The following is a 10,447-nucleotide window of genomic DNA, read 5'->3' as shown; positions in this document are numbered from 1 at the left end:
ATAATATTAAATTAAATTTTTTAAAATATAAAATAAAGGTTTTAAAAATGAGAGATTATTCTATTGAAGAGGCAATTGAAATAATTAATTCATGTGATCAATCGTTCATGCCTGATACTAAACATTTTGATGTTAGGAATATTCAACGGATTGGAGATTTTGACTTAATCTTTGAAACATTCTTACACAATCCATTAATGGGGATTATCAAGCAAGATTACAATAAATTTAGATTATATTTTGAACACAATCAGAGACCTACAAAAGATATATCATTAGTGATAGGTATAAATGATAATAAAGATGTGAAGTTTGTAACTGTTATGGAAACTTATAGAAATCAAAGGGTGAGAAAATGAACAACAAAGTAGTATATGATTATGACCGTCAAGGAGACTCATTATTCATATATTGTGTGGATGATTATGAATATGAAGTTTCACTTGAATTAGACAATGATGTGATTCTAGATATTGATAAAGATGGTAAACCTGTTGCATTTGAATTTCTAAATGCATCTAAAATATTCAATCTGGATAAAAGTCATTTTAATAATTTAACTAAAATTACTATTCAATCAATAATCACTGAAGAAGCTATAAATTTAAAAGTCCAATTATCAGTTCCGGTCCATAATAAAACACAAACTTTTGGAATGAATAGAATCACAACTAATCTAAATGGTATTCCTGCTATTGAATCTGAACTGGTTACAGCATAACATTATTCATTACATCGTAACAGCCTGATTTTATAATTATTTAGAAAATGAATTCTCTATCAGAGTTTTATTGCTTGAAATCTATAAGTATCGGAACTTTTTTATAAGTTTTATACGAATTGTTCGAATATCTGTGGCTTTTTTTTGATTCTGATAATCAGATATATTGATGCATTTACCTATGTCAAACATAGTAGAAATCGTCAACATGTAATCAAAATCATAGCTAAATTAGTATTTTAAATTTCAAGTTTATATGATTAGACTAAAGATGCCCAATATAAAAAAATAAAAATAGTGGTAGCGGATAAAAATCCAACTACTTTAAAAACTTAACACTCGAATCCGCCGTCGCACCTGATGATTTGACCGTCTAAGAATTCGGATTCGTCAGAAGCAAGGAATAATGCTAATGCAGCAATATCTTCTCCTTGACCTACTCTTTTCATAGGGGCTCCGTCAATCATCATTTGCAATGCTTCCACTCCTCCAATACTATCCACCATAGCGGTGTGGATAGCACCAGGAGCAATACCGTTACATCTTATTTCAGGACCAAGTTCGAATGCTATGGATTTGGTAAGACCTGCAATAGCGTGTTTGGATGAGATGTAACCTACAAATCCAAAGTGTGCAGCGTAGGATGCTACTGAACAAGTGTTAATAACAACACCTTTTCCTTTTTCTTTCATTACAGGAGCTACCAATTGTGTTAAGTATAATGGAGCGTATACGTCAACGGCAAATACTTTGTCCCATTCCTCTTTGGTAATTTCCAAAAGAGGAGTCACGCTTAAAAGTCCTGCATTGTTGAATAAAATGTCGACAGTTCCATATTTTTCAATGGTTTCATCAAAGATTTTTTTAATATCGTCAACATCAGCCATATCAGCAATAACTGCAAATGCTTCTCCACCAGCTGCTTTAATATCGTCCACTACTGCGTTTGCTCTTTCTTCGTTTCTTCCAGTTACAACAACCTTAGCACCTTCTTCAGCAAATAATTTGGCTGTAGAACGGCCCATACCAGAGGTTGATCCAGTAACGATTGCTACTTTTCCATCTAGTTTACCCATTAATATCACCTTCTTTAATCATATTCCTATGATTTTGTGTTTAATACTTTGTAATCAAATGTATTTAAATATTAATAATATTTTTTGCATAACTCTAAATACAATTCAGAATTTTTTTAAAATACATTGTTTAATGACCATTATCTTAAAAATATTATCTTTTTTTTTTAATTTATAAAAATAACTGCAAACAGGGTTAAAGTTGAGAATATGAGAACGGTTGGTCAAATAATCAATGGGTCGAATAGGATTAAATATTTATACTAAAAAAAGCATAATAGTATAGTTAAAATCCAGTACATGGATTACTTTTTCAGATATTTATTTTAGACGTGTATCCGAGTGGTCAAAGGAGTAAGATTCAGGGTCTTATGCATTAGTTGCTACGTGGGTTCGAATCCCACCACGTCTATTTATTGTTTTTTTAGCTTTTTAAGAGTGAATAGGATTTTAAAATTTTATAATTACCAAAAAAATAAATTTAGTATTGGAGTTTTAGTACTGAATCGATAAGTATACGAACAATTTCATATGTTTTAAAACGAACAGTTCGTATTCATTTTATTTTTTTTAAATTTGTTCAATTTTTCAGCTAATTCTTATTTAAATGGCTAATTTTTGCTTTATAGTTACATTTATTAAGCAATAATTAAAAACATAACTATATAACATGGGGGATGGATTAAATGAGCGAACAGAAACCCGTACAAATCTTTTCAAATGCTAATGAAAACATTGGCGTTAACGTTATTAAAAGTCCAGTAAAACTAACAATTTTAGAAATGCTTAGAGATAGTGAAATGGAATTTGACGAAATCGTCAGCAATACAGGTAAATCAAAATCAACAGTTTCTGTACACTTAAAAGGTTTAAGAGAAAGTGGAATTATATCTTATAGGGTGCATCCGGTTGACAACAGAAAGAAAATATTTTATCTAAACTCCAAATATATAGGTTCTGTAAATGTCCGTGAACCAAAAGAAATAGAAGAAACTCAAGCTGACTATTTACTTAAACATATTGTGGATGAAGACGCTGAATTTTCAACATTATTGTTCCATACACTTAAAGCAATGCTTATTCAGGAAGGAGTTAATATAGATCCTATTTTGCAGTCAACAGGAAATAGTATAGGGAGATCTATTTTTCAAATAATGTATGATGATGATTTAGACGTGTTCATGGAGAACATTGCTAATTTCTGGGAAAGAAAAGGGCTAGGAAGGATCACATTCGAAGTTGGTCAAATAATTAAGATTACAACCTATGACTGTTTTGAATGTGGATTGCTCCCAAAAACTGGAAAACCGGCTTGTTTTTTAGATACAGGAATATTTGAGGGTTTATTCACAGAATTCTTTAATTTACCCGTAAGTGTAATTGAAACTCAATGCTACACTATGGGTGATGAAAAATGTGTTTTTGAGGTAGAGCCTCTAGGCATCAGACCTCATTAATCTTTTTTGAATTGAATTATTGAAGTTGTCAGGTAAGGTTTTTCATCGGAAAATCCTTCAATAATCTTTTCGTTTTCACGGGTACAGTTTTGTACAGAATAAATTTCTTTTTCCCCTTCTTTTTCTTCTATTTTTGCTTCAAGGTCTGTTGTGTTTCTTGATGCTTTCATAAGTACGATTGAATCGCTGTAATCTAAAACTTGTTCTAATCTTTCATCTATTTTAGGAACAATTGTTAAAATTTGGTTTTGTTCTACTAAAGCCTTATTTCTAGCGGCAGCACATGCAGTGAATGATGTAATTCCAGGAATTGTTTCAATTTCGTAGTCATCGATTAATTTTTTCTGTAAGTAAGAGTAGGTACTGAATACTGATGGGTCTCCAAGTGTGATGAAAGCCACATCTCTTCCGCTATCAAGGTATTGAGCAATCATTTCAGATGCGCTGGTCCAAATCTTTTCAAGTTCGTCTTTATCTTCAATCATTGGAAAGATAGGTGTAACAAGCATTAATTTTTTAGAATCTTCTCTTTTATCAAGGATTGGCCTAACAATGGATAATGCTATACTTTCTTTTTCTTTTGAAGATTTTGGAGTAAATACAACAGGAACACTTTCTAAAACTTTACAAGCCTTAAGTGTAAGCAGTTCAGTATCTCCAGGTCCAACACCAATTCCAAATAATTTTCCTTTTTTAGTCATATAATCACTTTTAATATCAATTTTAAATGTTAAATATTATTTAACAAATGCTCTTTCTATAATTTATTTATAGTATACTTACCTAATATATTTTTAATGTCAAATTCAATGTTTTGTCCAAATTGTGGAATGCTTAAAAGTAATTGTACCTGTGGAAAGTACCCAAAAGAGGAATCTAAAGGTCCAACTAATTTATTTAGCTTTGCTAAGCCTAGAAGTTCATCAATTTTAGATGATGAGATACCTGAGGTATATTCAGTTGATGACCATAAGCAGGATGAGGGAACTTTCGCCTATTTAAAGGAAATATATCCTCATATTGATGATGAAATAATTGAAAACTTCCCATTTAAAGAACCTAGATTGGGCCAGCTTGAGATTATTCAGGATATTAATGATGCAATTAAAAAAGGGTACAAATACATTGTTTTAGAGGCAGGAACAGGAACAGGTAAATCTGCAATAGCCACAACTCTTGCTAAAATGTATGAATCAGCATATATCCTAACAATGACAAAGCAGCTACAGTCCCAATATTCGGATGAATTTGAGTTCCCATTGGTTAAGGGAAGGGGAAATTTTGCTTGCTTACATGATAATCTAGAATCTACATGTGACATAGGGGCTTGTAAAACAACACCAACATCCTCTAAATTTTTCTGTCAATATGGTGTGGCTAAAAATCCTACCCTTGATGCAGAGTTGGCTTTTGAGGATTCATTCGGTGGAACTGTATTTTATCAATCACATAGTCATTGTCATTACTGGAATCAAAAAGCAAATGCGGTCAACTCTCCAATCACTTTAATGAATTATGATTATGCAATTGTTGAGCTTAATTATGTTAAACATTTTGGAACAAGATCTTTATTGATTCTTGATGAAGCCCACAATATTGAGAATAAGTTAATGGCAACAATGGAAGTTACATTATACAATAGGACTCTTGAAAAGGATATTAATAAACGAATATCTCCGGAAACTTTAAAAGATGGTGAACTTGAGGACTGGAAAATGGAAGTTGATGCCATCAGAGAATCATATGAAGACATTGATTTGAAAGATGTCAGTAAAAATAAGGCGGATAGGATAAAATCAACAATTTTCAGACTTAAAACTCTTAAAAATAACCTTGATAAGGAACCTAGAAACTGGGTTATCGATGCTGAAGAGACTGGAGTTACATTCAAGCCGTTAAGGGTTCATCGCTATGCTAAAAACAATCTATTGAAATACGGGGATGTCGTCATATTTATGAGTGCAACTATTCTATCTCATAGGATGTTTTCAAAATGGTTAGGGTTGAATCCTAATGAGGTATATCACATAAAAGTTGACAGCCCATTTACAAAAGAAAAAAGACCAATCATTCTTGATTTAGCCGGCAAGATGTCAGCCAATAGAATAAAAAGAACTGCTCCAAAGACTATCCCGATATTGCAGGAAATCCTGAAAAAGCATGAAGGCGATAAGGGGTTAATTCACACACACAGTTACAGATGTCAGCAGTATATTACCAATAACCTATATAACTCAAGATTAATATCTCATACTCCAAAAAATAGGGAACAGATTTTAGACTTTTTTGAAAAGGATGAAAATCCATTAGTTTTAGTTTCACCTTCTATGAGTGAAGGTGTTGATTTACCTTATGATAAGTGCAGATTCCAAATCATTTACAAAATACCATTCCCTTATTTGGGTGATAAGCAAGTTAACATGAGGATGAAAAGGGATAAAAAATGGTATGCATATAAGACCGTAATGACTTTAATGCAGGCTTATGGACGTGGAATGAGGGCTGAAGATGATTCCTGTTACACTTATATTATTGACAGCGACATTAACATGCTGTTTAAAAGTCCAATGTATAGGTCTTTAATTCCAGATTTCTTTAAGGAAGCGGTTGTCAGATTAAAAAAATAGCGGACCTGGAGGGATTTGAACCCCCGATCTCAGGATCCGAAGTCCTGCGTCATTCCTGACTAGACTACAGGCCCAAAAAATAAAAAAGATATTATTTCTATTCTTTTTCTTTTGAATCAATAGAAATAATAGGTATATCTTCTATATCTTCTACTTCTGCAAAAATTTCGTCAATTGATTCACTTTCAAGCAATGCTTTGTTGTATTCCATTTCTTCAATTTCTTCAGATGTCAATCCTTTTTTATATTCCTCTTTTTCTTTTGCAGGAGGAATATCATCTAAATTTTCTTGAATTTGTTCTTTTTCAGAAATAGTAGGTTTTATTAGTTTATTTTTCAAATCCTTGAATTCAAATTCCCCAATTTTGTAGGATTCTTTATCCAATGGGATTTCACTTTTTGGAATTACTTTTGGTGTTGGTTTATTTTGGGTGGTATCATCAGCTTTTTTCTTATCAGTATCGATTGAATCAATACTATCTGTGATACTCTTCAGCGGATTTGAAATATTGAATATTTTGAAAATTCCGTAAGCAAAGAATAATAAACCTAAAGCCAAAACGATAATGAATATGAAGTTTGTTTCTCCTGAAGCGACATGGTCAATTACCCTGTCACTACGTGATTTAAAGATAAATGCAGAAATGACAATCAATATAAGTCCTAAAAAGGCACTTACTACTGCTAAAACAGGTGTTCTTCCAATTTTTGCATTAATGATATGGTCGAAGTTTTCACTAACATCTCCCATTATATCTTCAGCGATTTCATCAATTTCTTCATCTTCATTTTCAATCTCTTTTTCTGCAGGAGCTTTAATTATAAAATCTTCGTCTATTGAGCTTTCTTCTAAATTTATAGCACTGCCCGTATCATTACCCGGACGGTAAATAAATTCATCATCAATTTCTAATTCATCATAATTAGTTGTATCTTCATTAAGATATTCAATTAATTCAGAATCTTCCTCGACATCCGCATAATTGGGCCCACGAGGATCATCTTCTTTGATATTATGAATCATATCTTTTAAATTAGAAATTCTATGCTCTTTTTCTTTAGAATCTTTCATGAAAAAACCTCAATGGTATGCTCTCCAAACGTGTTTACATTTGGCACATGTAAAAATACGTGTAGGTGCTTCATCGGCACTACGAGTTTGCTTTAATTCATAATAAGCTTCATCATGCCCGCATTCTGGACAAGTTTCTTTAATAGTTGAACGCATGTCTTCTTCTTCACCTAACATTTTAACGGTTTCTTCAGCTTCAACTTCTCTTTCGAGTTTATATTCGTTGTCATCGGATAATTCATTTGAATACCCGCAACTATTACATTTTAAAACTCCATCATTTGGAAGCAACATGGCTCCACATTCTGGACAAAATTCCATTTAACTCTCCCTCTATTAATTTTGTTTATATATTCTAATAATTTTTTTTTTAACTTATTTAAATATATAGCATTTAAAGGCTATTTTTGGCCTTTTTTAGACAATCATTTATAATTTGTTTGTGGTCAAAAGCAATATTGATTTCGTCAAGCTGATTTGGTGAAAATATGTTGATGTCACTTGCATCATCATCAGCTTTTTTCTGGTTAAAATCGCCTTTGGCAGTAAAAACAACGGATATTGTGTGTCCTCTGGGGTCCCTATCAGGTTTAGAATAAACATTCACTAAATCTATAAGTTCAATGTCTATACTGGTTTCTTCTTTTGCTTCTCTAATAGCCCCGTCTTCCACGCTTTCACCATATTCAACAAATCCTCCAGGCAGAGCCCAATAATCTTTAAAAGGATCATTTTTCCTTTTTATTAAAATAAAATTTAAATCTTCGTTAAAAATAAAAGCATCAACGGTTATAGAAGGAATTTTATATTTTACCATCTAATCACAATAAAAAATAAGTATTGAAGCTATAAAGCTTCATCAATAAGTTTTTTAAATTCAGCACTTTCTTTTTGGAGTTCTTCTGCTGCTTTTTTCAAGACTTTTCTTGGTCTTTTTCCTCTTTTTGTTTTAATAGTCATTTCTGGTTTTCCAGTAAGAGGATGGTCGATATTGTAAACAGCATATTCAACGTCATCATCTTGCATTAAGATATGTCTTAATGCATTACAAACTCCGTGACTTTCGTCTTTTACAATGAAAGTTAATTCTAAAGTTTTTTCTTCTACAATTTCAAAATTTTCCATTTTATCAACCTTAATTAATCATTAACATAGTTTTTAGACACTTCACGTCTTTCTTTTTTGTTACAAGTATTGCACTGAAGTTCATTTTCTTTTTGTGTAGTATGCATGAAATCTCTACAGCGGGTACACATTGCTCTCAGTACTCCACAATCTTCATCTACAGTACCTAAATCAACATTATCTCCAGTTATTTTAACAACTTTTGCTTGGATAATGTCCCCTATTCTAAAAGCATCTGATAATTTCTCTAAATAATCTTTTTTTGCTTGTGAAATGTGGATAGCTCCCATATAAGGTAGAGCTAATGGTCTTGCATTATCTTTTATACATTCAATTTTCACATTTGCCCTTTGTGGTTTGATATCGGTTATTTGACCATAAACGATATCACCAACTTTTAAAAGAGCTGGTTTTGCATCTGACACAACAGAAATAACCTTCATTTTTTGATTAATTTTAACATTACCCAGTACCGCTGATTTAATTTCACCATTATCATCATAAGTACCTTCACCTGGTAAATATTGTTCGATAATTCCTAATTTATCTCCAGGCATTGCTATTTCTTCATCTTTCATATTCATATTAAAACTCACCAAAATAAAGATTTTATTAAAATTTCTTTAATATAATAATTTTATTGATATTATTATTTAAAAGTATTCATAAAAATAACTTAAGATTAACGGTAACGCTCATGGAATAATATTTCGTCTAATTGATAGTTTTCCCACTCACGCTTGTTTAGAACTATTTCCAACTCTTGTGGTGTCAATAATGGCTTTTTATACATCTGTGAGTCGTCGATAGCTATTCTTGGACAAGCACTTACAACAAAAGCATCCAATTCCAGGTAAGGAAGCAACACGTCCGGAGATACATTGTCTACTAAAATGATATATGCTTCCATTTTTGCATCTTCAAGAATTTTTTTGAGTTCTTTTGCAAGCTTCATTCTATATTGGCCTTCCTTGGAGGAAACCAAAATCCCCCATTTTTTAGCATCCCGTGCTTTAGTAATTCTTGCAAATCTTATTCTTAAAATTCTATCTGCATATTCATCCATACTTCTAATTTCTGAATTATAAGGGTCTAATGCTAAAACGGGCGTATTTGAGAATAGTTTTATTCCTAATGGGTGAAAATTTCCGCTACCGATAAATAAGATAATTTCAACATCTAAATTTTTAATGGATGAAAAGTTACAGCCTAAAACCTGCCCTTTTCTAGTGGATTTGGATGATCCAAGAATAACTTCTTTACCGTTATCTTCTAAGAAATCTTTTGTTTCATTTAAAAGATGCAAATGTTGGGTTGTTGTAACAAGACCTATTCTAGAATAACCTTTTAGATTTTCTAAACATTTTTCAAGGTCTTTTTTAATGTTAATGTTAGAAAAAGCTTCAATGAATAATGTTGGTACTTCATATTTGAGTGGAAGCGGTGTGTGACCATAGTGTATGATTAAATCTACTGATCCCTTCATTTTCCAGTCACTTACATCACATGCACCATAGCAGGGGTCTCCAGAAATAATGACGGTTGCATCAGTTCCTTCTTCAATTGCATGAGCAATTTTTACGGCTTGCATTTTAAGGCCTTCTGGAAACTGAATTCCAACGGTCTTGGCGTCTTTCGAATTGATTTTACGGATTACTTTGTCCAAATCCATATCATACATTGACATGTTAATCTTCAATTGTTTTTTCAATAACTACTTTTCCATCAATAACATCCAATTTTACAATTGAAATTAATTCAACTCCGGTTTCTTTTTCAACGATTTCTTTTCCTTCGCCTTTTTCAATAACTGCAACTGCAGATTTAATTTCTAGGCCTAAATCCTTTAAAGTATTAAGCAATGCGATAAATGTTCCGCCGGTACTTACCACGTCGTCAATGATTAGGATTTTTTCGCCGGCATGCAAATCATTAATGAAAAGGTTTGATGAGCCATAGCCGGTTTTTTGATATACTTCTGTTTCTCCTTCAAGGCCGTACTGTCTTTTACGGATTACTACAAAAGGAATATCGGTTGCAAGTGATAATGCAGTTGCCAAGTGGATTCCCATAGCTTCAACTGCTACAATTTTGTCAACATCTAAGTCAGCATGCTTATGAACAGCCAAAGATAATTCACGCAACATTTTAGGGTCCATTGCTGGAACGCCATCACTTATAGGATTTACAAAGTAATTATAATCTCCTTTTTTGACAATTGGAGATGCTTCTAAAGATTTCTTTACTTCCTCTAACATACTATCACACCAAAATTTTAAAAACTTGTTAAATATAAATATAATGTTAGTATAATTTATAAATTATTATTTAAAGTGATTAATATGCTTGGAAATTTAGGAGAAAATCTT

The 10,447-nt window shown here is 31.9% G+C and carries 13 protein-coding genes and 2 tRNA genes; 5 read left to right on the top strand and 10 right to left on the bottom strand.

Annotated features, from left to right (window positions below; translation table 11 throughout):
• Both ACKI3D_RS04640 and ACKI3D_RS04635 read left to right on the top strand, forming a co-directional pair.
• The coding region (locus ACKI3D_RS04640) for a hypothetical protein (protein WP_407392578.1) at window positions 1-359 on the top strand (359 nt) is incomplete at its 5' end.
• Window positions 356-721 carry a DUF2283 domain-containing protein gene (locus ACKI3D_RS04635; RefSeq protein ID WP_407392577.1) on the top strand — a complete coding sequence of 122 codons (366 nt, stop codon included), beginning with the start codon at window positions 356-358 and terminating at the stop codon, window positions 719-721. The genes ACKI3D_RS04640 and ACKI3D_RS04635, both read left to right, overlap by 4 nt.
• A 332-nt stretch (window positions 722-1,053) precedes the next feature.
• On the opposite strand, the gene ACKI3D_RS04630 is transcribed toward ACKI3D_RS04635, so the two are convergent.
• Entirely contained in the window at window positions 1,054-1,797 is a 744-nt protein-coding gene (locus ACKI3D_RS04630; RefSeq protein WP_405268446.1) for an SDR family NAD(P)-dependent oxidoreductase, read from the bottom strand.
• A 328-nt stretch (window positions 1,798-2,125) separates the two neighbouring features.
• On the opposite strand from ACKI3D_RS04630, the gene ACKI3D_RS04625 reads away from it, so the two are divergent.
• Window positions 2,126-2,209: transfer RNA gene (locus ACKI3D_RS04625), tRNA-Leu, on the top strand.
• A gap of 274 nt (window positions 2,210-2,483) precedes the next feature.
• Window positions 2,484-3,254, top strand: a complete 771-nt coding sequence (locus tag ACKI3D_RS04620; RefSeq protein ID WP_407392576.1) for a V4R domain-containing protein — start codon at window positions 2,484-2,486, stop codon at window positions 3,252-3,254.
• On the opposite strand, the gene cobI is transcribed toward ACKI3D_RS04620, so the two are convergent.
• On the bottom strand, window positions 3,251-3,955 hold the full coding sequence (cobI, locus tag ACKI3D_RS04615; protein WP_407392575.1) for a precorrin-2 C(20)-methyltransferase: 705 nt from the start codon (window positions 3,953-3,955) through the stop codon (window positions 3,251-3,253). The two genes, ACKI3D_RS04620 and cobI, sit on opposite strands and share 4 nt — an antisense overlap.
• A 96-nt stretch (window positions 3,956-4,051) precedes the next feature.
• Between cobI and ACKI3D_RS04610 the strand changes: the two genes are divergently transcribed.
• Complete coding sequence (locus ACKI3D_RS04610; RefSeq protein ID WP_407392574.1) at window positions 4,052-5,881, top strand: helicase C-terminal domain-containing protein; 1,830 nt, start codon at window positions 4,052-4,054, stop codon at window positions 5,879-5,881.
• On the opposite strand, the gene ACKI3D_RS04605 is transcribed toward ACKI3D_RS04610, so the two are convergent.
• The 8 genes from ACKI3D_RS04605 to hpt all read right to left on the bottom strand — a co-directional run bounded on the left by ACKI3D_RS04605 (window position 5,882) and on the right by hpt (window position 10,336).
• Window positions 5,882-5,955, bottom strand: a tRNA-Arg gene (locus tag ACKI3D_RS04605).
• A gap of 23 nt (window positions 5,956-5,978) precedes the next feature.
• Entirely contained in the window at window positions 5,979-6,953 is a 975-nt protein-coding gene (locus tag ACKI3D_RS04600; RefSeq protein ID WP_407392573.1) for a topoisomerase IV, read from the bottom strand.
• 9 nt (window positions 6,954-6,962) lie between these two features.
• Window positions 6,963-7,274 (bottom strand): transcription factor S, encoded by a 312-nt coding sequence (locus ACKI3D_RS04595; RefSeq protein ID WP_407392572.1) that lies wholly within the window; start codon window positions 7,272-7,274, stop codon window positions 6,963-6,965.
• Window positions 7,275-7,347: 73 nt separating this feature from the next.
• Window positions 7,348-7,770: an NUDIX domain-containing protein gene (locus ACKI3D_RS04590; protein ID WP_407392571.1), complete on the bottom strand. Its 423-nt coding sequence runs from the start codon at window positions 7,768-7,770 to the stop codon at window positions 7,348-7,350.
• Between the two features lie 29 nt (window positions 7,771-7,799).
• Window positions 7,800-8,078, bottom strand: a complete 279-nt coding sequence (locus ACKI3D_RS04585) for a DNA-directed RNA polymerase subunit L (RefSeq protein ID WP_407392570.1) — start codon at window positions 8,076-8,078, stop codon at window positions 7,800-7,802.
• Window positions 8,079-8,092: 14 nt separating this feature from the next.
• The gene (locus tag ACKI3D_RS04580) at window positions 8,093-8,662 is read right to left on the bottom strand and encodes an exosome complex RNA-binding protein Csl4 (RefSeq protein ID WP_407392569.1); all 570 of its coding nucleotides are present in this window, start codon (window positions 8,660-8,662) and stop codon (window positions 8,093-8,095) included.
• Window positions 8,663-8,760: 98 nt separating this feature from the next.
• On the bottom strand, window positions 8,761-9,765 hold the full coding sequence (gene dph2, locus ACKI3D_RS04575; protein WP_407392568.1) for a diphthamide biosynthesis enzyme Dph2: 1,005 nt from the start codon (window positions 9,763-9,765) through the stop codon (window positions 8,761-8,763).
• Window position 9,766: 1 nt separating this feature from the next.
• Entirely contained in the window at window positions 9,767-10,336 is a 570-nt protein-coding gene (gene hpt, locus ACKI3D_RS04570; RefSeq protein WP_407392567.1) for a hypoxanthine/guanine phosphoribosyltransferase, read from the bottom strand.
• Window positions 10,337-10,447: the final 111 nt, after the last annotated feature.

This window comes from Methanobrevibacter sp., from assembly GCF_045586545.1.
GTDB lineage: Archaea > Methanobacteriota > Methanobacteria > Methanobacteriales > Methanobacteriaceae > Methanocatella.
Note: the sequence above shows the minus strand (reverse complement) of the source record. Positions and strands in the feature narration are given on the sequence as shown.

What these genes read in the sequence shown, in the direction of transcription:
- ACKI3D_RS04635 (WP_407392577.1), top strand. Translation starts at nt 356, where the DNA reads ATGAACAACAAAGTAGTATATGATTATGACCGTCAAGGAGACTCATTA.
- ACKI3D_RS04630 (WP_405268446.1), bottom strand. Translation starts at nt 1,797, where the DNA reads ATGGGTAAACTAGATGGAAAAGTAGCAATCGTTACTGGATCAACCTCT.
- ACKI3D_RS04620 (WP_407392576.1), top strand. Translation starts at nt 2,484, where the DNA reads ATGAGCGAACAGAAACCCGTACAAATCTTTTCAAATGCTAATGAAAAC.
- cobI (WP_407392575.1), bottom strand. Translation starts at nt 3,955, where the DNA reads ATGACTAAAAAAGGAAAATTATTTGGAATTGGTGTTGGACCTGGAGAT.
- ACKI3D_RS04610 (WP_407392574.1), top strand. Translation starts at nt 4,052, where the DNA reads ATGTCAAATTCAATGTTTTGTCCAAATTGTGGAATGCTTAAAAGTAAT.
- ACKI3D_RS04600 (WP_407392573.1), bottom strand. Translation starts at nt 6,953, where the DNA reads ATGAAAGATTCTAAAGAAAAAGAGCATAGAATTTCTAATTTAAAAGAT.
- ACKI3D_RS04595 (WP_407392572.1), bottom strand. Translation starts at nt 7,274, where the DNA reads ATGGAATTTTGTCCAGAATGTGGAGCCATGTTGCTTCCAAATGATGGA.
- ACKI3D_RS04590 (WP_407392571.1), bottom strand. Translation starts at nt 7,770, where the DNA reads ATGGTAAAATATAAAATTCCTTCTATAACCGTTGATGCTTTTATTTTT.
- ACKI3D_RS04585 (WP_407392570.1), bottom strand. Translation starts at nt 8,078, where the DNA reads ATGGAAAATTTTGAAATTGTAGAAGAAAAAACTTTAGAATTAACTTTC.
- ACKI3D_RS04580 (WP_407392569.1), bottom strand. Translation starts at nt 8,662, where the DNA reads ATGAATATGAAAGATGAAGAAATAGCAATGCCTGGAGATAAATTAGGA.
- dph2 (WP_407392568.1), bottom strand. Translation starts at nt 9,765, where the DNA reads ATGTCAATGTATGATATGGATTTGGACAAAGTAATCCGTAAAATCAAT.
- hpt (WP_407392567.1), bottom strand. Translation starts at nt 10,336, where the DNA reads ATGTTAGAGGAAGTAAAGAAATCTTTAGAAGCATCTCCAATTGTCAAA.